Consider the following 22,292-nt stretch of genomic DNA (forward strand, 5'->3'; position numbering starts at 1 on the left):
CAATAAATACATCAGCATGCTTTATTCACACTTATGGAATAACAATGCATGGATGGCACTATGGCGGCAGAAGCTTACGTGAATAAACCCGAAGCAACACACAGCCACAAAAAGATAGATGACTTCGAGTTGGAACCCGTTCCCGAGAAGGCCAAACGATCTTGGTGGGTCATCAGCCTTATTTGGTTGGCAATCGGCATCGACATTTCGGGACTGTTTCTCGGCTCGATTCTAAGCAGCGGTATTGGTTTTGAAGACGCACTGCTTGCCACGTTTATTGGTTCAGGCTTATTGGCGATCATCGCGATGCTGTGTGCCAACATTGGCTTTCAAGCTGGCGTGTCTACCCCGCTGGTGAGCAGCGCGGTATTTGGCCGTAACGGCGGTAAAATTCTTGGCTTCATCAACGGCATCTCATTAGTCGGCTGGTTCGCATTCCAGGCTGATTTCTTCGCTTTCATCATGGTCGATGCACTGGCGAAATACGACATCATAATTTCACACCTCACCGCTCTTATTGGCGGCAGTGTGTTAATGATGATGACGGCTATCTATGGCGTTCGTGCTTTAGGCAAACTCAGTACCTATTCTGTTCCATTGATGGTGACGTTGATTACCATCGGTTTGTTTATGGCTGCTGATTATCAAGGTGGCGCAGCGCCATCGATTGAAGATCCTTTGACGCTTGGCCAAGCCATCTCTTTTGTTATGTCTATCTGGATTCTAGCTGCGGTTGCTGCACCTGATATTGCTCGCTACGCCAAAACACGCCGTGATGCGATTTTAGGAGCGGGTATCGGTTTCCTCGTCGGCAACAGTGCCATCATTCTTATCGCATTGATCTTGACCAAAATGACCGGCACCGACGACCTAGTCGAAGTCTTCTTCACCCTAGGTTTAGGCATGGCGGCCATTATAGTACTGGTATTCGCACAATGGACCACCAACAGTAGCAACCTAACCTCTGGCGGCTTATGCATGTCGATGGTTCTACCTAAGATTCCGCGCCCTGTTCTGGTTGTGATCATGACCATCGTCGGCATTGGTATCGCTCAACTCGGCATGGTGAACAAGTTTACCGACTTCTTAATGCTACTCAGCGTAACCATTGCGCCTGCTGCGGGTGTCTACATCGTTCAATATTATGTTTTAGATTCGACAAAAATGAGCTTTGAGAACATCCAACAAGTTCCAGCTTGGATGTTTAAAGGCTTGGCTTCTTGGGCATTTGGTACTGCATTCAGCGCTTGTACTGCACCAGAGTTTTTCAACCTGTTTTCGTTCACCAGCATCTCGGCGTTAGACGGCATTCTTGCCGCTGGTGTGATTTACCTCGCCCTAATGAAGCTTTCTCCTTCAAGTGATAAGGAATAGTAGTTGTGATTATTACTGAACAAATGATTGATGATATCGCGCTGGGTGCGACGGTATTAGGTACTGGCGGCGGCGGTGACCCATACAGCGGTGCCTTGATGGCGAAAGTAGCCATTGCAACGGCAAAGCACCCTGTACGCATGATTCCTTTAGAAGACGTGCAAGACGATTGGATGACAGTGCCCTCTTCAATGATTGGCGCACCAACAGTCGCAGTAGAGAAACTCAATTCGAAAGATCAAATGTTGATTGCTTTCGAAGCGATGGAAAAAGCGCTCGGCACTGAAGTAGCGGCAACGTTTCCTATCGAAGTAGGCGGCTTCAATTCATTGATTCCAATTCTCGTTGCAGCACAAAAGAACATTCCTGTGATCGATTGTGATGCGATGGGACGTGCGTTCCCAGAAGCTCAGATGGTGACCTTCTTTCTTGATGGTCTCCCTTCGGCACCGAACACATTGGCCGATGAGCGTGGCAATGTCGTCACGCTTTATCCGATTGACGGTATTTGGTCTGAAAAGTTTGCGAGGCCGATTACCGAACAGATGGGTGGCTCTGCAGCAATGTGCGATTACCCAATGAACGGTAAGAACCTAAAACGCAGTGCACTGCCTGCGACACTGACCCAAGCAATGAAGATTGGTGAAGCGATTAGACTGGCGAACGACAACAATAAAAGTGGCACACAGGCCGTATTAGACATTGTCGGCGGCCATACCATCATCAGTGGCAAGATTGTTGATATTCAACGTGAAACCGATGGTGGTTTTGCAACAGGTGGTGTCGTGATTAAAAAGCTGGCTCAGTTTGAAGATACCGGCGTCGATAACGTGTTTGTGCAGTTCCAAAACGAATTACTTCTCGCGCACAAAGGTACAAGCCGCGCAGACATGAGCCAAGATAACCTGCTGGCATCAACACCGGATCTTATTTCGATCTTGGATCATGAAACGGGTAAGCCAATCACAACCGAACAACTTCGTTACGGGCAGCGCATCGACCTTATCGCTTACCCTTGCGACCCCAAATGGCGCACTGACAAAGGTATTGAAGTCGCGGGCCCGGGTTACTTTGGCTACACCGTCGAGTATCAAACCATTGAACAACTAAAGTCTGCATTGAAGAGGTAGTCGCATGACAAACATTACGCTTGATTACTGCCGTTTGGGCATTGACGTAGGTGGCACCAATACCGACGGTGTGCTGCTCGACGCAGACTTAAATGTGATTGCCAAAGTAAAAACCGCAACCATACATGATGTTTCAACAGGGATCGACAACGCGATTTCTGCGCTATTAAACCAAGCAAACATTGATGGTCAGCAAGTGAAACACGCGATGCTTGGCACCACTCAATGCACCAACGCAATCGTTGAACGAAAAGGCTTAGACAGAGTCGGCATGATTCGCTTAGCGCTTCCCAGTGGTGATAGCGTCCCGCCCCTTTGTGGTTGGAGTGAAGCGTGGCAAAACCTGCTTGGTCAGCACTTCTACCAAGCACACGGCGGCTATGAATATGACGGCCAGTTGATTGCCGACATTCAAGAGTCTGAGATCCGCGAGCTTTGCCAGAAAATGAAAGGCCAAGTGGATTCCATTGCTATCTGCGGAGTGTTCTCTCCCGTCAACGGCGACCAGGAGCTTCAAGCAGCAGAATGGATTCAACAAGAACTTCCGGGCGTGAACCTATCGTTATCCCATAAAGTGGGCAGTTTAGGGCTTTTAGAGCGTGAGAACGCCACTATCCTCAATGCGGCTCTGCAAGGGACAGCAAAACGATTCGTTGACGGCTTTTGCAGTGCACTCATCAATCATGAAATCCACACCACGCCTTATTTCGGTCAGAACGACGGAACACTGATGTCACAGCAGTTCGCATTGATGTACCCGATTCTTACCGTGGCTTGTGGGCCAACAAACTCGATTCGTGGAGCGAGTCACTTAACTAAGTTAAAAGACGCGATTGTGGTCGATGTGGGCGGCACTACGTCTGATATCGGCGTACTGACTCACGGCTACCCAAGAGAATCGAGCTTAGCAGTAGAAATCGGTGAAGTGAGAACCAACTTCCGTATGCCTGATATTTTGGCGTTAGCCATTGGTGGTGGTACCAAGGTTCGCTTTGAACAGCAGCGTATAGAGCTAGGCCCAGAAAGTGTTGGCCATACCTTGACGCAAACGGCGCGTAGCTTTGGTGGTGATGAACTTACGCTCACCGATATTGCACTCAAAACAGGACAAATGCAGTGGCAGGCAGAACATCAACTGAGTGATGAGATTGGTGTTTCAGCCGAACAAGCAAGCAAGATTTATCAACAAATGGTCACGGATGTTGAAGAAGGCATCGATAAGATGAAGACCTCTGCGGCGAGTGTACCCGTAATCATGGTTGGTGGTGGTAGTGCCCTATTCCCAGATCATTTTGAAGGTGTGAGCCAAGTGGTTCGTCCTGAGCACTTTGAAGTGGCTAATGCGATTGGTGTTGCGTTGGGTGAAATATCAGGTCAATTCGATAAGATCGTACCGATTGACCCAGCATCACGTGAAGAGACCTTAAAGGGCTTGGAAGCGCAATCAAAGCAACTGGCGATTGAAGCTGGCGCATGCAGCGATAATGTCGCGATCATTGAACGCAGCGAGATTCCATTAAGCTACCTACAAGGCAATATGGTTCACGTTAAGATCAAAGCTGCTGGACATATCAAGATGGCTTAGAGCCGTTCCTTGAAAGCCTTACTTAGATTCTTATTCGACAATAAAAAAGCAGGTCACTTCTTCATATTAAAACGGAGAAATAGCCTGCTTTTTGTTTTCTGTTCTTATTTTGGGGCTTTCCGCCCAATAGCCACTCTATAGTTGCTCTCGGAGCGCTGCTAACGAGTCTTTCACCAATTCAGGTAATGAGTCTGCATTATCGCGATATTGAAGTAATGGATCCTCGCTCGCTTCAATGCTCTGGCATAAAGCAAACAGTGCAGATAATCCTAGGCTGCCGGCAGACCCTTTCAGTTTATGAGCTAAAGACTTAATTTCACGAGCGTTGTCAGCGGCACTTGCCACAATCAGTTCATCGAGAGTGACTTGGCTGCTTTGGTCAAACAACCCAACAATCTGCACTATTTTTTCTCGACCGAGAATAGCCAAGTCGTCTTTGATAATCTTAGGGTTAATCATCTGCACAATCGGTTCTCCTTGATTATGTTCCGCGTCTTGGTTTGCTCGTTGTGTCGAGCTTGCAAATGCCAATGCTGATAAGTCTAGCTCGGTTTCCTGAGGTTTAGAGTTTAGCTGACAGCAAACAGCATCTGACGGATCCGGCTGAGGCAGCAACAGCGTGTGACCGTCCAACTGCTCAACAATCAATTCCGATAATGCTTCCTTCTCTAACGGCTTAGGTAAGAATCCATCAAAGCCAGACGACAAATAGCTTTCCACTTCTTCGTTAAACACATGAGCCGATACTGCGATCATTGGGGGTACTTTTCGAATTACGTCTTCTTCACTTTTATGCTGAAGCGCATCGTCTTTGAGTTGTTGAATTAACTCGACGCCATCGCAGTCGGGTAAGTTAATGTCCACCAGCGCAATATCGAACTCTTGCTCACTGAATATGGCTCTCGCTTCTTGTCCGGTTGTCGCAATCACAACCTCGTGCCCCAAGTTATGCAAGAAGCCTTCAGCAACGATGCAGTTTACGGGGTTATCTTCAATCAGAAGTACTTTAGCTCGAATACACGCTTCAATGACCGGTACTTTCGTTTCTATCTTCTCACCGGCTTCAAGTGGCAGTGAGAACCAAAACTGGCTACCCTCGCCTTCTTCAGAATGAACGCCAATATCCCCGTTCATTGCCAACATGATGCTTTTACTGATCGCTAATCCAAGCCCTGTGCCGCCGGTTTTGTTGCGACCGCTATCGGTTTGGGTAAAGGCATCAAACAGACAAGCTTGTTCGCTAGCATCAATACCGACACCTGTATCTGACACTTCAAACATCACTCGATTTTCATCTTCGATATCTAAGCTGATAAAGATATCGACCGAGCCACTTTCCGTAAACTTAATCGCGTTACCGACCAAATTATTCAAGATTTGGCTGATTCGCGTTACGTCACCACGCCAATAGCGTTGCACATCACTTTCAATATGGAAATCAAAGTTCAGCTTCTTCTCAGCGGCACGCCCTTCCATCAATTGGTAGGTATCTTGAACCATCTGATGAAGATCAAACGAAGCAGTGCGGATTTCTAAATGCCCTGCTTCAATCTTTGAGTAATCCAACACGTCATTCAAAATCGCGAGTAGGTTCTTACCGCTGCGGTTAATGATGTCTGCATAGCCGGATTGCAGCGGGTCTAACCCGGTATCTTTGAGCAATCTTGCAGTACCTAATACACCGTTCATCGGCGTTCGTATTTCATGACTCATCGTCGCAAGGAAAGCGGATTTTGCGCGGCTTGCTTGTTCTGCGGCGTTACGAGCCTTAGCGTGGTTCCCTACCTCGATGTTCAGCTTCTCATTGGTCTTTTGCAGCTGGTAGGTTCGGTCTGTGACCAACTCTTCTAAGTGTTCTTTGTGCTCTTCAAGTTCGCGTTTCGCCTTTGCTTCACCCACCGCAACCACTTGTAGCGCCTGCGCGGTGTTTCTGGCAGTGATGATCGCCTCGCCCATATGAGCCAGCTCATCATTACCCTTTACCGAGATATCAATATTCAGGCGACCTTGTGCGATAGACATCAAGGCCGATGAGTATTCAGTAAGACGTTTAACAACCGAGATATACACCACTCGCCACACGATAAATGCAACGATAACCAAACCAATAACCGAAATCACAGACAGTGACCATTGAGCCAAATTCAACGTGCTGGTCAGCTCATCAACCGCTTTTTTGGTACTGCGGTTTGAATCATCAACCAGTTGGTTAACCGTTGTATTCAGCTGAGAGAACAGCTCCAACGTATTTTGCATCAGAAACTCTGACTTTTTGGTGTTCTCATATTGTTCTAATGAAATATCGAACACGACTTGGCGTTTTCTGAGCTCTTCTAGAAGCTGAGACATCTGCGCTGAACGAGTAGGATCTTCGACCGCTTTAACGCGGCGCGCCATGATTCTTAGGTTGGATTCAAATTCTGATTGGATTTGATGAATACGCTCTACGTTGGTAACGGTTTGCGTTTCTTCAATTTGGTTAAGCATTTTGAACGCCAGCAAATGCAATTCGTGTAGGCGCTCAGACAAATCAAGGTCAACCTCTACAAGCGCATCTAAGGCTTGGTAGGCTTTATCCGTTTCTTTGGTTTCTAGCAGGTCATAGATATGCGTGACGTTAGCAACCGCAATGGTAGCCGTGTTCAAAACTTGGGTTCGCGTCAACTGCTCTAGCTCTTCGGCCAATAGGCGCATCTCTTCGACACGAGACGACAACTCTTTGCTTAACCAAAGCTTACGCTCAACCGACACACCCAACTCAGCCAGTGTGTTAATAACGCTTTGAACATTGTTTTCGAGTTTATTGAGGAGCTGAGAATCGAAACTGTCGACACCAAGCTCTTTGATATGTTGAAGAAGCGACTCAAGTTGGTCAAACAGTACGGTGCCAGCCTCTTTTCTTTCAGCTTCGTTTCTCGCATTAGAAAGTGTTTGTACTGACGAAATAATACGGTTACTCAACTCAGAAACCTGACGAGCTTCGATCATGGCAGGAAGCGCCGAATCAACGACGTTTCTTTCCGTTTTTGCTACAAAGCTAAAACCAGAAACACCGATCAATGCAGACAATAGAACCAACAGTGCCATCACTAAGAATGAGGCCAGCAGCTTGCGTCCAATACTCGCTGAAGCTAACAACATAAACTCTAAACCTTAAAACGTTCTTCTTTACCCATGCAGAATACGCTATATTTTGCAGTGTTTCTTATCTAAAACCAATAAAACGGCAATTCATGCTATCTAGACCTTTCGCTTCAATAATTCTTCTCTCACTACTGGCCTCAGTGACTACTGTCGCAGGTGCTAGTGAGCCTTTGAGCCCAATAAAACCCGCCAATGCCACATCACAAAAAGAGAAAATCTGTGCCATTTATCCGCACCTCAAAGACTCATACTGGTTGTCTGTGAACTATGGAATGATCTCTGAAGCAGAAAAGCAGCAAGTTGAGCTAAGAGTATTGGAAGCTGGCGGTTACCCCAACGTGGCCAAACAAGCCTCGCAACTGGTGCTTTGCACGCAATGGGGAGCCGATGCCATTATTTTAGGTACGGTTTCACCCGATGCGTATCATGACAATCTCAGCGATTGGGTTGGCTCGACGCCTGTGTTTGCTACGGTAAATGAGTTAACCGTCAATGAAGAACAACAGAAGGTATTAAAAGGTACGGTCGGTGTCGATTGGTACCAAATGGGATACCAAGTCGGAGATTTTTTGTCGAAACGACACCCGAAAGGATCAGGCGAAACACCTATCGCCCTGTTACTTGGCCCGCAAGCTAGTGGCGGCACTAAGCCTGTAGCACTGGGGTTTTATGATGCGATCAAGTCGAGTGATATCAAAATTGCGATCAGCTATTGGGCAGATAACGATAAAGAATTGCAAAGAAACCTAGTACAACAGGTGATCGAAGAACCTGATATCCAATATATAGTCGGAAGTGCCGTCGCGATTGAAGCAGCGATCAGTGAACTACGCGCGGCCGATAAAACCGAAGAGATTGGGTTAATTTCAAGTTACTTAAGTCACGGAACCTACCGTGGTTTACTTCGTAACAAGGTACTTTTTGCGCCAACAGATAAAATGGTTGAGCAAGGTCGCTTGTCGGTAAAACAAGCCACGAGTTACTTACGCGGTCAACCTTACGAGCAACACAGCGCACCGATTATCGAAGCGCTGACACCTGCAACTCTCAAAGATCAAATTATCGCCGACTCATTGTCACCTTCTGAGTTTCGTCCGGTATTCAGTGTGAATCCTTAGTGCTATATTGGCTGAAGAACTCAAAACAATAAAAACGAAACAACAATTTAGGGAACATTCATGCAAAAAACGACGCGCACTATGCCAACACACAAGCATATCGCTTTGGTCGCTCATGACCACTTCAAACCTGAGCTACTAAGATGGGTCAAAGAGAACAAAGAAAAACTACAAAAGCACTTCCTTTACGCAACGGGCACGACTGGTTCTTTACTAAGTAAAGAGACTGGCTTAGCAATCAAGAGCATGATCAGCGGCCCAATGGGCGGTGACCAACAACTTGGCGCGCTTATCTCTGAAGGCAAAATCGATATGCTGATTTTCTTCTGGGATCCACTTAATGCTGTACCACACGACCCAGACGTAAAAGCACTGCTTCGTATCGCAAGTGTTTGGAACATTCCTGTGGCAACTAACCGTGCTACCGCTAACTTCCTGTTTAACTCTTCACTGCTTGAAGAAGAAGTAATCATCGAAATCCCAGACTACGAAGCGTATCTAGCAGAGCGCACGTAATCGCACGTTATATGTGATCTCTACTGAACAGACTAAAAAGCCTGCATTTGATCGCAGGCTTTTTTATGTCTCGTTTTCAGGCGTTAAGCAATTCAATCCTCAAACAGTGCAGTGAGTCTCTCTACTTGTCACTCCACACTGCCATCTCGTTGCCACTTGGCTCTCTGAAATGGAAACGTCTGCCGCCGGGAAAGCTAAAGATCTCGCGGTTTATCTGACCACCAGCATCAATCACATCGCGCTCAGTTTGCTCAAGATCTTGGCTATAAAAAACCATCAGCGCCGCGCCGTTATCCGTATTCGACGCCAGATCCGCCAAATAGAAGCCGCCCATTAAGCCTTTGCCTTCAAACGCAGAATACTCAGGGCCATAGTCTTCAAAGCTCCAACCAAACACTTGACTGAAAAATGCCTTAGTTGCTGAGATGTCTTTCGCAGCAAATTCAATGTAGTTAATAGAGCCGTGTTCCATAGCAAATTCCTTATGCTTTATGCGTCTGCCTTGTGATATTAGGGCAGGGATTGAAGATCTAATCTTAGACAATCAAGTCAAGTAACATCACTTTTTACGAACAACTGGGTAATCAGAACCATGCAGCTCCTGCACAAAGCCAGAGCCGTCGCCACTGTGCGTGATCCATACTTTCTCTTTTGCCCGCGTCATTGCTACATAGAATAAACGACGCTCTTCAGCATAAGGGAACGCGTCTGATGATTCAGTCAATGCGCCATCAATATGCAGCTGTTTCTTCTTGGTCGGGAACTGTCCTTCGTCAACACAAAGAATAATGACAAAGTCCGCCTCTTTACCTTTACTGCCGTGGCAAGTCATGAACTTGATATCAATGGAAGTGAAGATCTTCTTCCAGTCTTCCAACAACTCTGGCTTGTGGTAATGATTACGTCCAAGTAGCAGCACCAATTTATTGGTTTTGCCTTTGGATTGACGGTTCAGTTGATCAAGAATCTTCTCAACTTCTTTACTTGGCGCACTGTACACCGCCTTCTGCTTCTGTTGCTTGAAGCTGTTCAGTTCTTTCGGAATCTGAATTGGGTTTTCTTGTACAAAGCGATTAGCCACCGCACCTAACTGATTGTTAAAGCGGTAAGTCGTATCTAGGTGATGAATGGTCGAACTTTCAAAACGATCCTTAAAGCCCGTGGTCAAATCCACATCCGCACCTGCAAACTGGTAAATCGACTGCCAGTCATCGCCTACTGCAAAAATAGAGGCTTGATGCTCGGCTTTAGACTGATTACACAGTGCTTCAACCAAGGCAAGACGATCAGGTGAGATGTCTTGGTACTCATCGATCATGATGAACTTCCAAGGTGAGATAAACTTGCCCTTCTCGACATACTGGGTCGCTCGACTGATCATGATTGAGAAGTCGATATGATTCTGTTCTTTCAGCTCCTTTTGCCACGCGGTTACACATGGCCAACACAGTGAAAGCTCGCTGTTGAGGCGCGTATAGTCTCGATGATCAATCAGCTGTTGCTGTACTTCTTTTTTCGTTAAGCCCGACGCATTCAACTGTTCTAGCTGCTTTTCAAGCCAACCGATCAATTTGAGGTTTGAAACGTGGCTACCAAGCTCATCGTCACCGGTTAAATAAGCGATTGGCCATTTAGACAAATGCTTTTGCCAACGTTTAAAGTTGGTCGGTGTCATCCAGTGCTTCTTCAACCAATCAATGCACCATGCTTGGCGTTGGTTGTCATCGAGCGCTAAAGGAGAAATAACCACACGTTCGGGTTCAACTTGATTCAGTATCTTTAAACCCAACTGGTGGAAAGTGCTGACTTGCACCTTCTCTGCTGATAAACCAATTTTGCTGTCGAGACGTTGCTTCATCTCTTCTGCCGCTTCACGACCAAAAGCGAGCAATAGCAACTCTTCAGCTTGAGCTTGATGGCTTTGCAGTAAATACGCGACGCGAGCCGTTAGAACACTGGTTTTACCCGAGCCTGCACCCGCTAAAATAAGGTTGTGATCATCATTCATCAACACCGCATATTGCTGCGATAAGTTCAGTGGTGACGACTCACATTGCGCAAACAACACTTCCCAGTTTTTTCGCTCGGTCTCTAGCCATTGCTGGTTTCTTTCAGCTTGCTTGATTTCCGTTTCAGATAACCATGGCTGCATTCTTGCGATGCGGTTTGGCATGCGTTGTGCGGCCTCTTCTAGCGTCATTGTCATACTCTCTAAGCCTGAGTTGACCATATCAACCCAAGTGTTGACCTTAGAATGCGGTAGAAAGGCTGGTAATTGCTCAAGACGTGTTAATTCAGCTTCCCACTGAGGTACGTGTTCAGCCAATTGTTCACATTGAGTGTCGTGCCACTTCTGATAAGCACTAACTGACGCGCGTGCAAATTGACGGCATTGATCCCAAGGTAAGCCTTGTACTAACCAACTGCGCTGTGTTCCATCTTGTTGATTAGCAAAAAATTGTAGCGATCCCCAGAACAATCCGCGCTTTATCGCGATCTTGCCACTCCAAATAGTAAATGGGATACGCTCTTCACTGCCTACTGAAGATAACAGCAAGCGTGGAGCATCAAGTTCAACCTGATGATATTCATTTTGAATAAAAAACTGTGCAGTCTTGTTAGCGCTTAGCTGCATTGGAGTGTGCTCTTAATTGGGAATATTGAATTTATATCATGATGCAATGAGAATTAATAATATCTCATATCTTATCGACGCTTTCATGACCACCTACGGGCAATTATGGATAAGTATCAAATTCTTGTGCTTGATTTCTGTTAGGATTATGGTTTTTAGTGTGTCAAGTGAGCGACAGTGGACTTTTCAGCCAAATTACGCCTCTATTGGGCGAATAAAACCATAAATTACAGCGTATTAATTCTCATCACTCTGCTCGGCGTGGTGGTGCCTGCTTGGTATTATGGACAAAACACACTGATCACGCCTTTGATCTTAGGCGTTATTGCTGCGGCTCTTGCGGAAAGTGATGACAGCTTTACCGGGCGCTTGAAAGCACTCACGCTGACCTTTATCTGTTTCGCCGTTGCGGCTTTCTCTATTGAGCTTCTCTTCGATACGCCTTGGCTGTTCGCGATCGGGCTTTTTGTTTCAACCTTCTCTTTTATCATTCTCGGGGCAATTGGCCCTAAATACGCGAGTATCGCGTTTGGTTCTCTCTTGGTTGCCATCTATACCATGCTTGGTGCACACGAGAGCACCAACCTTTGGTTTCAACCGCTTCTACTGTTAACTGGCGCCGCTTGGTACTACTTCATGTCGATGATTTGGCAGATAGTGTGGCCAATGCAACCCGTGCAGCAAAACTTAGCCACGGTATTCGATCAAATCGGTAACTACATCGATTCAAAAGCGGAACTCTTCTACCCCGTTTCTGACTTGATTCCCCAGCCACACCGAATCATTGAAGCCAAACTCAACGCGAGTACCGTTAACGCACTCAACATGTGTAAAGCGACGCTGCTTAATCGCTCTAAGCGCGGACACATTGACGGCCCTAGTGACCGATTTCTTAACACCTACTTCATCGCACAAGATATTCATGAACGCGTCAGCTCTAGCCACTATCGCTATCAAGAGCTAGCAAAACACTTTGAGCGCTCTGACGTGTTGTTTCGATTTAAGTATCTACTGGAAGCGCAGGCCACTGCGTGTAAAGAAGTGGCGAGCTCGTTGAAAGTTGGCGCTGAATACCAGCATGGTGACAAGTCTGTATTGGCACTCGATGAGCTGATGTCTTCGCTCAATCATCTGCACCAACAGAATAATCCTAAATGGAAATCACTGCTGAACCAGTTGGATTACTTATTCAATAACCTAGCAACCGTTGAAAAACAGCTCTCGAATATCAGCAACCCAGATGCAGAGAAGATTGAAGAAGGTGTATTGGACGATACCAACCCTCATACTTTGACGGCAATGTGGCACAAGATCAAAGCTAACTTGCACACCGATTCTATGCTATTCCGCCACGCGATTCGCATGGCGATCACTTTGACGCTGGGCTACGGGATTATCCAGGGTTTTGATATCGAACGAGGTTATTGGATTCTACTGACGACACTGTTTGTGTGTCAGCCAAACTACAGTGCAACCCGTCAAAAACTGACGGCGCGTGTCATTGGCACGGTCGCAGGCTTATTGATCGGAGTACCGTTACTGACTTTCTTCCCGTCGCAAGAGAGCCAATTAGTGTTCATTGTGATCAGTGGCGTGATGTTCTTTGCGTTTCGAATCAATAACTACGGGTTTGCGACCGGCTTTATCACACTGCTTGTGCTCTTCTGCTTTAACCAATTAGGTGAAGGCTACGCGGTAGTATTGCCAAGGTTAGCGGATACCTTTATTGGTTGTGCTCTCGCCGTGCTTGCTGTCATTTATGTGTTACCTGATTGGCAGTCGAAGCGACTGCACAAAGTGATGGCGAATGCGCTCGATTCCAACAAGAACTATCTCGCTCAGATCATCGGCCAATACCGTGTCGGTAAGAAAGATAGCCTAAACTATCGTATCGCTCGTCGTAACGCTCATAATAATGACGCAAACCTGACTGCCGCCATCAGTAGCATGTTGGTTGAACCGGGTAAGTACCGTACCTCTGAAGATGAGAGCTTCCGATTCTTAACACTCAATCATGCTCTGCTTAGCTATATCTCGGCTCTGGGTGCTCACAGAACGCGTATTGATGATGAAGCGACACACAAACTGGTGCTAGATGCGCACAGAGTAATCCACCAGCATCTCGACGCTCTAAATGATCAGCTCTATTCTCATAAAGAGCATTGTGAAGTGAAAAACGCTTATGACCCGGAGCTGGATAAACGTTTGAGTGAATGGCGAGAAGAAGATGAGAATTCTGTCAAAATGGTTCTACAACAGCTCCATTTGATCTATCGCATGCTTCCAGAACTGCATACCTTAGCGACCAAGTTTGCAGTTAAGGTTAAGATCGACAAGTCGTTTGAAACAGAAGCTTCTTGAGCAACAAACAAAATACCGTAAAAACAAAAAGATAACGCCAATTGCTTATCTTTTGATCATCACAAATATTTATACATTGCTTTACCCATACCCCTAATTGGGTAGAGAAATTACTTACCTACCCTTGTGCCACAAGGGTTGAAGGCGTTTTTACATTGTAGGAATTTTCTGACTTTGATTGACCAAGCCTTAACTTTTCCTAACATTTCTCGGACAAAAAACGACCACAGGAATTTATAGTTGTCTTAGTTTCAAGAAACTTCAAACATCATTTAAAATTCACTTAATCTTGTTTGATTTCCTGAATCAGTAGGCTATGCTCTAAAGAGCATATGAATTTGAACAAAGGTCACACTATGAATACACAGCAATTTGAAGCATTTAAGCAGCAAATACAGCTTCTTAGCCCACAACAATTAAAAGCACTTCAGGGTGAGATCGACGGCAACCTCGAAACAGAGAAGCCTTCTTTGCTTACTGATGAAGAGTTAAACGCGCTAAATGACCTGTTCAGTTAATAGACAGACATCACTATTTTAGCTTAAGTTCACATTTTTACCGTAAATTTCATCTGTTCATCATTGCGCTCAAAATATCGTCCGCCTAGACTCATTCCATACGTCAATAAAAGGTTCTGATATGTCGATATCTGGTATTCAATCTGGTTACGCCATTATTCAGCAATCCACCAACATGGCTGAAGAAGCCGCAATCGAGCTCAACCAAGCCTCCAAACACGCTCTAGAATCCGACGACACTTTCGAAGCTAGCGATCTCAGCTTTAATCAAATAGAGCCTGAACAAGCCATTTCCTTTAAAGACAAAGAACCTGAACCTGCTTCATCTTCAACCGATTCCTTGATTAAACTGACACAAAGCGCAAGTTATAACCGCGTTGGTGCAAGTGTGGTTGATCGTCAAAACGAAGTCATCGGTAGCCTTCTCGACATTCATATCTAAATTTCGCTCAAATACAGCCTATATTTCGCGAAACTTCGCTGCTTTTTGCTTCAACAACCACACAAACTGTAACTCATTATATCAGGCGCTTGTTTCTGGTTTATTACTCGGTAGAATCAGCGCAAACCAATTTGCTGCACAAACTTTACTTCATACTATTTATGCCAAAACTAAATCTGCATCGCCGTGACTATGTTTCTATTTTAGGAGGCGACATCTCCGCAGACGAATTAGAAAAAAAGCTTCAGCCTCATTTTGAAAAGCCAGTAAATAAGCTGACACCTAGCCCCTACCTGACAGAAAAGAATCTCACACGTCGCTGGACAGCGCTCGATAATGCAGATTCACAGCAAGAACTGCTCGACCCTCATACACAAAGTCAGTTCCAAGCTTATGAGAAAAACATTGAGCACTTTATTGGCACCGTTAAAGTCCCTGTGGGAATATCTGGCCCTTTAAGAGTCAATGGCCTATTTGCTACGGGCGATTACCTCGTACCACTCGCGACCACAGAAGCTGCGCTTGTCGCGTCTTATAACCGTGGTTCTAAGCTGATTACGGCTTGTGGTGGCGCAAGTGCTATGTTGCTCAATGAAGGCGTAACACGTACTCCTGGCTTTGCATTTAAAGGATTAGTTGAAGCCGGACAGTTTGTGGCTTGGGCTGTGACTCAGTATGACCAGTTCAAGATCTTGGCAGAATCAACAACATCACACGGCAAGCTGACCGACATTAATATCAACATCGAAGGTAACCATGTTTACTTGGTGTTCGAATTTCTAACCGGAGACGCTTCTGGTCAGAATATGGTGACCATCGCAACCAATGCCGTGTTTGAGTACATCATCGAAAATACGCCAGTTAAGCCTGACCACGCTTTCCTTGATGGCAACTTGTCAGGCGATAAGAAAGCCAATACCCAAACCTTGCGCAGCGTTCGTGGCAAAAAGGTAACTGCTGAGGTTAATATCCCTGCAGAGCTTGTCGCGAAGTACCTACACACGACACCAGAGAAGATGGTCCAGTTTGGCCAAATGACCACAGTCGGTGGCGCTTTGAGTGGTACTATCGGTATCAATGCCCATTATGCGAATGCGTTGGCGGCACTCTATATCGCTTGTGGCCAAGACGCGGCCTGTGTCGCTGAGTCAGCGATTGGTATGACGCGTATGGAACTCAACAAAGAAGGCGGTTTATACGCTAGCGTGACACTGCCTAACTTAATGGTTGGGACTGTCGGCGGTGGTACCGGCTTGCCAAGTCAAAAAGCCTGTTTAGATTTACTTGGGCTGCATGGTAACGGTAAATCACAAGCACTCGCTGAAGTTTGTGCTGTACTGTGTTTAGCGGGTGAACTATCGATTGTGGGCGCATTTTGCGCAGGCCACTTTTCACGAGCGCACCATAAGCTAGCTCGTAAATAACCTTTATCCAATTTGGCTTGTTCGATTTTGTCGTTCATGCAAAATCACAAGCCAATCTGAATGCGTGAGTCATAAATGGATTACTTACACTTATCTAGGGTGAGCCTTAAGCACCTCACTGCGCTTCATATTATGCTGAACACCCACAGCGTCACTCAGACCTCAGAGCAACTCTGTGTCAGCCCTTCGAGTGTAAGCAAAACCCTGTCTCAGTTGCGTGACATCCTGAATGATGAGCTTTTCTATCGAGATGGTACCAAGCTTATCCCGACTCCCTTTGCTCTGAAGATAGCGCCCACTGTTCACGCAATTCTTTCAAGCATGAATGGACTGCTTCATCAAAAGAGTTTTACCCCTCAAGAGTACCAAGGCAGTTTTTCACTTTCGATGCGTGAAAGTACCTTCGAAGTATTTGCCTCTAAGATAAGTAAAATCACTACTGAACTGGCGCCAAACGCGAAGCTCAACATCTATTCGAAACAACAGCTCGGCTTCGATGCTTTACTCAGTGGCAAGGTCAATTTGATCTTGTTGCCTCATGATATATCTCAGCCGCCGACCGATAACAAAGAGCTGGTTTGGGAAACAATTCTTCCAGATGAAATGGTTTGTTTGATGGGCGCACACCACCCTCTCGCTCAGCAAGAACTGACGGTAGAAGGCTACTTAGATTACAAGCACATTGGGATTTTAGATAACGAACTGTCTCAGCCTTACTTTGAACAAAACTTGGTTCAATGCCACCAACCAAGAGAGATGGCAATATCGGTCGCGGACTTCGGCGCTGCGGCTGTGTTGTGTCACCACACACCTTTCCTGTTCACTTGCTCTAAACAGTGGGCTGAGCATGCTAAACAAGCTCAGGGCTTAGTGATCAAGCCCTTGCCTTTTGATTACGGTAAGGTGGCGTACAGCTTGGTGTGGAATAAACCCAACATGAATGATCAAGCGATCAAATGGTTGTGTGACCTGTTTTTAGAAGCTTAATATTTTTAGAGACTTAATATCTTTAGAAAGTTAACGTTCTTAGAAGCCTGATTGACCGCCTAAGAAATCTAAAGACTAGGTATAAACCTCAGGAGTTTGCATCGGTCTTTGAACTATGGTGTAGAGCTTATCGTGAAAGCTCTGCATCTGTTTTTCGGTGCATTTCGGCCAATCTAACGCGTCGCCAATGACACCATGATGCTGAAACGCATTCAGCCGAATTCGAATATCACTTGGTAGAGTCTTCAAGTAACGCCCCACTTGTTCAATTTCGTCCTCAAGATCGCTTTTATTTGGGATATGTAGCAACCTAACTTCGTGCAGTTTTCCTTTATCTGCTAAGTAGTTAATGGTTTCAAATACTCGATGGTTTCCTCTACCTACTAGCCATTGGTGTGTTTCAGATTGCCATGATTTTAGGTCAATCATCGCGCCATCAAGGTAAGGTAATACTCGCTCCCACCCTTGTTGAGGCAACGAGCCGTTACTGTCAATAAAACACGTTAAGTGTGCCAATTGCGGATCGCTTTTAATCGCTTGAAATAGCTCGATGATAAACGGCAATTGCATGGTCGCCTCACCACCTGAAACGGTGATACCACTCAGGAAAAACTGATTATGCCTGACAAGCTCCAGAACCTCTGAGACCGTCATTGTGGTAATTTTCGGGCTCGACTTATGGTCGCAGATATCGACGCACTGATCGCAGTTGGTACACGCGACCGGATCCCACTTCACCTTACCATCTACAGAGCTTAATGCGCCGCTTGGACACCCACTTATGCAGTCTCCGCAATGGTTACAGTGATTAATAGTGTGTGGGTTATGGCAGGTTATACAATCGAAATTGCACCCTTGTAGAAACAGCACTAGGCGATTTCCCGGTCCATCAACACAAGAAAAGGTCAGCACACGGCTGACCTTCGCTTGTTTTTCTGTCTTATTATTTTTAACCCTAGCCATTTGAGTTGTTAGATCAGAAATTTTCATAATTCACATTGTTCGTATTCGAAACGCACCATACACATAACGCACGCACGTTAAAGCTATTCGTATGTCGGCGACATCTCTAAACTCGCCACGCGTGGTTTACGCTCTAATATGCCCGTGTTCTTCGCAGCTTCGGCACCTAAAAAGGTGGTATTGGTGCGTGAGCCTTGCTCGTCATATTTGGCAATGTCAGATAGCTTAATCATGTAACCCGTGACACGAACCAAATCATTTGATGCAACGTTAGCCGTGAACTCTCGGTAACCCGCTTGAATCGCGCCTTTACACAGGTTAAACATCGCTTCAGGGTTAGATTTCACTGTTTCGTCGATGGTCAGAATGTCACTGATGCCCGAGGTGTAGAACTTATGGTGACCCGCGGTTGCACGAACGTAAGAGACAGGATCCGGTTCGGTACCATAAGGAATACGGACACCCGGCGTCACATCTTCATCTAAGCTAATACCGCCTTGAGCATGCAGCAGAGCTTTACCTTCTAATCCATATTTCACTTCAGAGCGTTCAACGATCTCAGCCAGCTTTTCAGAGATACGATGACCAAGCTGATTCGCCAGTTCATCGTGACCATAACGCCCTGCTTGACCTTCTTTCTCCAACAAGATGTTGACTGCTTCCGCCATGCCGTAAATACCAAACATTGGCGCAAAGCGATCCTCTTCGATCAAACCTTCTTTGGTTAAGAAGCCTTCGAAGAAGTTAGACTCTTCATGCAAGAAGCGGCTTCGAACGTTCATCAACTCAACCATGATGCCACTGTAGTTCGGCAATACTTGTTGTAAGAAATCAGCACTGTCCTCAGACTTCAACGCCACTTGCTTAAGGTTCATACGCACCAAGGTGTTTGAACCACCCGCTAACGGCAGAGAGTTGTAGCAGCTCACAATACCAAAACGCTTATCGCCGTAAGCCTCGGCATGCGCTGGATAGTTTGCAATATGTGGTTTACTGCATTCACAGATGTTGCTCGCCGCATGACGAAGTAGATCATCAGGTGTCACGGCTTGGTCGTACATAAAGGTTAAGTTTGGCGCGATCTGCTTCAATTCAGCGTCTACACGTAAAATCGTACGGCAGATAATGTTGTCTGTCGGGCCGATATTCACATGCATAAAGGCGTCTGGCAGTGTGCGATCCAACATGATCCAGAACAGCTTAATCTTTTGGTATACCTGCTCTTCTGTTAAGTCGCCCACGAAAGGCATCAACACATCATCCAACTGACCTAGGTAAACCGGAATTGAAGTGACAGACGGAACATGGTGGTAAAGGATGGTAAGCATGTTCAATGCTTCATCGAAGTTGGTTGCCGCGCTAAGCTCTAAATACTCTGAGCCTTGATGTAAGTATTTAGAATAATCTGGAAGTACATAGCGCGGCTTAAATGGGGCGTGCCCTTCAAACATGTCACACAGCACACCTTGTTGTAAGGCTTGCTCTACTTCTTTGCTTACCGGCATATACGGTAAGCTGGCTTCAGCTTCTAAGGCAAGATAGCTCGACTTCTGTTTTGGTGACAGGTTGGCATCTGAAATGATATTGCTAAAGCGTTGTTGTTGCTCTGAAAGTGGTGAAGAAGTAGATGACGCAGATTGGTGGCTCATGATTAAACCCTTAGTGTTGTTATGGGCTTATTTTATATCTCACCGTTATATTTCCACTAATGAAATGTATGCAAGACTACATTTCCAAAATGGAAATAAATAATTTGTAAATTAGCGGTGTTGAGTTTTCTATGAGCGAGATGAGAAACAGAGAAATAGAGAAATAGAGAAACCAGAGTTAGTAGTGAAGAAATGAGAAAGCGCTAATTCGTTCTGTTTAAAACGATAGCGCCAAAAAGAGAAAACCCACATAACTGACGTTAGAGTCGTTAATGTGGGTTTAGTAGTTTAAATGAGCATTCTGAATGCTAGCTCAAGGCATACACACGATTACAGATCTGGAAGCGCTTGTTTACGTCCAACACCCATTAATACCTTTAACTCTCCTTGTGGAGTGTCAATCGAGAACGGTGTAGAGACTTCAACTACTGCAAAGCCCGCTGCACTCAATACATTTTCTGAGCGCTGTTGGCTTACACCGTAGTCTTCACTGTCGCTTTCCAAGTACCAATCCCAGTGTACAAACGTACCGTCGTTTTCAAGCAGCGTGTAAATCAGACTGACTGTGTCTTGTAGGTTCGGGATAAAACCACACACCGAAGAGGCTACCACTAGGTCAAACTGGTTTCTGAATGCTGGATGCTGCGCTGCAAGTCCGCGCGATAAAATATCAACTACCGGTTCAACGTTAGGTAACTCTTTCTTATCTAACTCTTCAATCATCCCTTCAGAGATATCAAGTGCGATGATCTCTTTTGCTAAAGGAGATATTTTCTGGCTGAGTAGTCCTGTACCACAACCAAAATCAAGGACACGGGTTCCGTTTAAATCAACGAGCTGTGTTAACTGGTCAAATACGGACTGTGCGAATACTGCGGTCGCGGGATCTTTATCCCAATCAACGGCGTATTCGTCCCATTGTTTCGCCATCATGGCCTCCATCTTTACTTCTTGTAGGTTCGGAACTTCCCCAGAGTAAACCAAATTAGTCAATTCGTCATAGAGTTATCATGCAAAGATGGACTATTTCTAAGATAGTCAGCACAATATTCAGATAATATGCACCGACCCCCGCTCAATATGGAAATGAAATGAACCTTTCTCAAGTCCAAGCCTTTTGTTCCGTTGCTGATTTAGGATCAGTTTCTGAAGCTGCACGCCAGTTAGAATGCAACCGAACCAAACTCAGCATGTCGATTAAAGCCTTGGAAAAAGAGTTAGATGTCGAGCTGTTCGTCCGCAGCGGAAACCACGTTGAGCTTTCAGAAGCGGGTAAAGCGATTTACAAAGATTGCGAAGGCATGTTGGTGACAGCCGCGCGTATTAAACAAACCTGCTTGCATGTTTCGGGCGAATTCAACGCAGAAATTTGGATAGCACGAGATGACTCCCTACCCGATGAAATGTGGCAGGACTTATCTCACGCCTTAAATAACAAGTACCCTTCTACCTCATTCAACTTCGTTCTCGCATCGAGCGGTGACTTAGCTAACCTAGTTGAAACTCAGCAAGTCGACTTCGCATTTGGTGTCGATTACGAACGCGTCGATGACCCAAGAATTATCTACAACCCGCTTGGTAAGATTCGAATGATGTCTGTATGTAAGAAAGGACATGATTTGAGTGCGATGCGACGAGTGTCTGATGAAGTACTGAGAAATTCGATGCAAGCAACCATGGTTTATCTTAATGAAAAGGATAATCCTGAGCTTGAGCCCTTCTCGCGTCGTTACATTGGCTTCTCTAGCTTCGACTTTATGTTGGATACGATTCTACGTGAAGAAGCATGGGGCGTAATGCCTGAGCCATTGATTCGCCATTTACTGCGTGAACAAGAGCTTGCCGTGATCAAACACACCTACGGTTTAACACAAGAAGACTACTGTATGTTTACCGCGGCTGGCATGGCAGAGCACCCAGGAATGAATTGGTTGGCCGACCAGCTTAGTGATTATTTGTTTGATTTCTAGCTCGCGCTTATTGCTTATCGTCGATAACAAAGGGAAAAACCACAAACAGCACTACTCCTAAAAGACCATCACGTGATCCACTAAATAGCGTCCGTCTTCTTCAACCAATACCATTTCAGCGACAAACTCACCTTTGGCGATGGTGTAAGCTTGTTTCCACACAAAGGCGATGGAGTCTGAACGTCTAAATAAAGCAACTTGCTCACGCTCAGCAAAAAAGCCATTACTGTGCTGATAATGGTGACACACCTTTTCTAAATATTCTGGCGTAACAATGTCTTTCATCCTTTGCGTAAAATCTCGACAGTGCTGTTCATGATCAACCTTAGTTGAACCATCCATCAGATTATCCATGATCGGGTTAGCAATCGCCCACAGCTCATTATCACTGATATCGTCAAACTTCATATTGATTCACTCCTTGTCCATCGCAGTCGCAGTCGCAGTCGCAGTCGCAGTCGCAGTCGCAGTCAAAT

The 22,292-nt window shown here is 45.7% G+C and carries 18 protein-coding genes; 11 read left to right on the plus strand and 7 right to left on the minus strand.

The window, feature by feature from the left end; translation table 11 throughout:
- Positions 1-48 precede the first annotated feature (48 nt).
- The 3 genes from AB4503_RS07980 to AB4503_RS07990 are packed head-to-tail and all read left to right on the plus strand — an operon-like array spanning position 49 to position 4,089.
- Complete coding sequence (locus AB4503_RS07980; protein ID WP_017064775.1) at positions 49-1,374, plus strand: cytosine permease; 1,326 nt, start codon at positions 49-51, stop codon at positions 1,372-1,374.
- A 5-nt stretch (positions 1,375-1,379) separates the two neighbouring features.
- A complete protein-coding gene (locus AB4503_RS07985; RefSeq protein ID WP_372114223.1) occupies positions 1,380-2,504 on the plus strand; it encodes a DUF917 domain-containing protein in 1,125 nt (374 codons plus the stop codon).
- Positions 2,505-2,508: 4 nt separating this feature from the next.
- Positions 2,509-4,089 (plus strand): hydantoinase/oxoprolinase N-terminal domain-containing protein, encoded by a 1,581-nt coding sequence (locus tag AB4503_RS07990; RefSeq protein WP_372114224.1) that lies wholly within the window; start codon positions 2,509-2,511, stop codon positions 4,087-4,089.
- 135 nt (positions 4,090-4,224) lie between these two features.
- Here AB4503_RS07990 and torS read toward each other — a convergent pair whose 3' ends face one another.
- Positions 4,225-7,230, minus strand: a complete 3,006-nt coding sequence (gene torS / locus AB4503_RS07995) for a TMAO reductase system sensor histidine kinase/response regulator TorS (protein ID WP_017060885.1) — start codon at positions 7,228-7,230, stop codon at positions 4,225-4,227.
- Between the two features lie 92 nt (positions 7,231-7,322).
- Here torS and torT point away from each other — a divergent pair, with 92 nt between their 5' ends.
- Both torT and AB4503_RS08005 read left to right on the plus strand, forming a co-directional pair.
- Positions 7,323-8,351 (plus strand): TMAO reductase system periplasmic protein TorT, encoded by a 1,029-nt coding sequence (gene torT / locus AB4503_RS08000; RefSeq protein WP_029235253.1) that lies wholly within the window; start codon positions 7,323-7,325, stop codon positions 8,349-8,351.
- A gap of 60 nt (positions 8,352-8,411) precedes the next feature.
- Positions 8,412-8,867 (plus strand): methylglyoxal synthase, encoded by a 456-nt coding sequence (locus AB4503_RS08005; RefSeq protein ID WP_017064778.1) that lies wholly within the window; start codon positions 8,412-8,414, stop codon positions 8,865-8,867.
- A gap of 121 nt (positions 8,868-8,988) precedes the next feature.
- On the opposite strand, the gene AB4503_RS08010 is transcribed toward AB4503_RS08005, so the two are convergent.
- The gene (locus AB4503_RS08010) at positions 8,989-9,339 is read right to left on the minus strand and encodes a VOC family protein (RefSeq protein WP_017060889.1); all 351 of its coding nucleotides are present in this window, start codon (positions 9,337-9,339) and stop codon (positions 8,989-8,991) included.
- Positions 9,340-9,426: 87 nt separating this feature from the next.
- Positions 9,427-11,502, minus strand: a complete 2,076-nt coding sequence (gene helD, locus AB4503_RS08015; RefSeq protein WP_372114227.1) for a DNA helicase IV — start codon at positions 11,500-11,502, stop codon at positions 9,427-9,429.
- A 177-nt stretch (positions 11,503-11,679) separates the two neighbouring features.
- Between helD and yccS the strand changes: the two genes are divergently transcribed.
- The 5 genes from yccS (at position 11,680) to AB4503_RS08040 (ending at position 17,234) form a co-directional block, all read left to right on the plus strand.
- Complete coding sequence (gene yccS / locus AB4503_RS08020) at positions 11,680-13,863, plus strand: YccS family putative transporter (RefSeq protein WP_372114229.1); 2,184 nt, start codon at positions 11,680-11,682, stop codon at positions 13,861-13,863.
- Between the two features lie 332 nt (positions 13,864-14,195).
- Positions 14,196-14,381, plus strand: a complete 186-nt coding sequence (locus tag AB4503_RS08025; RefSeq protein ID WP_017064780.1) for a hypothetical protein — start codon at positions 14,196-14,198, stop codon at positions 14,379-14,381.
- 121 nt (positions 14,382-14,502) lie between these two features.
- Positions 14,503-14,823: a hypothetical protein gene (locus AB4503_RS08030; RefSeq protein WP_102332914.1), complete on the plus strand. Its 321-nt coding sequence runs from the start codon at positions 14,503-14,505 to the stop codon at positions 14,821-14,823.
- Between the two features lie 161 nt (positions 14,824-14,984).
- Positions 14,985-16,247, plus strand: coding sequence for a hydroxymethylglutaryl-CoA reductase (locus AB4503_RS08035; protein ID WP_372114231.1), 1,263 nt, complete (start codon positions 14,985-14,987; stop codon positions 16,245-16,247).
- A gap of 75 nt (positions 16,248-16,322) precedes the next feature.
- Positions 16,323-17,234, plus strand: a complete 912-nt coding sequence (locus AB4503_RS08040) for a LysR family transcriptional regulator (RefSeq protein WP_372114233.1) — start codon at positions 16,323-16,325, stop codon at positions 17,232-17,234.
- 75 nt (positions 17,235-17,309) lie between these two features.
- Here the strand turns inward: AB4503_RS08040 and AB4503_RS08045 are convergent, their stop codons facing one another.
- The 3 genes from AB4503_RS08045 to AB4503_RS08055 all read right to left on the minus strand — a co-directional run bounded on the left by AB4503_RS08045 (position 17,310) and on the right by AB4503_RS08055 (position 20,776).
- Positions 17,310-18,224: a YjjW family glycine radical enzyme activase gene (locus tag AB4503_RS08045; RefSeq protein ID WP_372114235.1), complete on the minus strand. Its 915-nt coding sequence runs from the start codon at positions 18,222-18,224 to the stop codon at positions 17,310-17,312.
- Between the two features lie 56 nt (positions 18,225-18,280).
- Positions 18,281-19,846, minus strand: coding sequence for a YjjI family glycine radical enzyme (locus AB4503_RS08050; RefSeq protein ID WP_372114237.1), 1,566 nt, complete (start codon positions 19,844-19,846; stop codon positions 18,281-18,283).
- Positions 19,847-20,176: 330 nt separating this feature from the next.
- The gene (locus tag AB4503_RS08055) at positions 20,177-20,776 is read right to left on the minus strand and encodes a class I SAM-dependent methyltransferase (protein WP_017064785.1); all 600 of its coding nucleotides are present in this window, start codon (positions 20,774-20,776) and stop codon (positions 20,177-20,179) included.
- 161 nt (positions 20,777-20,937) lie between these two features.
- Between AB4503_RS08055 and AB4503_RS08060 the strand changes: the two genes are divergently transcribed.
- Complete coding sequence (locus tag AB4503_RS08060; RefSeq protein ID WP_016797108.1) at positions 20,938-21,816, plus strand: LysR family transcriptional regulator; 879 nt, start codon at positions 20,938-20,940, stop codon at positions 21,814-21,816.
- Positions 21,817-21,873: 57 nt separating this feature from the next.
- On the opposite strand, the gene AB4503_RS08065 is transcribed toward AB4503_RS08060, so the two are convergent.
- The gene (locus AB4503_RS08065; protein ID WP_017060899.1) at positions 21,874-22,224 is read right to left on the minus strand and encodes a hypothetical protein; all 351 of its coding nucleotides are present in this window, start codon (positions 22,222-22,224) and stop codon (positions 21,874-21,876) included.
- Between the last annotated feature and the right edge of the window lie 68 nt (positions 22,225-22,292).

It is taken from the genome of Vibrio sp. 10N.222.55.B11, assembly GCF_041473705.1.
Classification (GTDB): Bacteria; Pseudomonadota; Gammaproteobacteria; order Enterobacterales; family Vibrionaceae; genus Vibrio; species Vibrio crassostreae_C.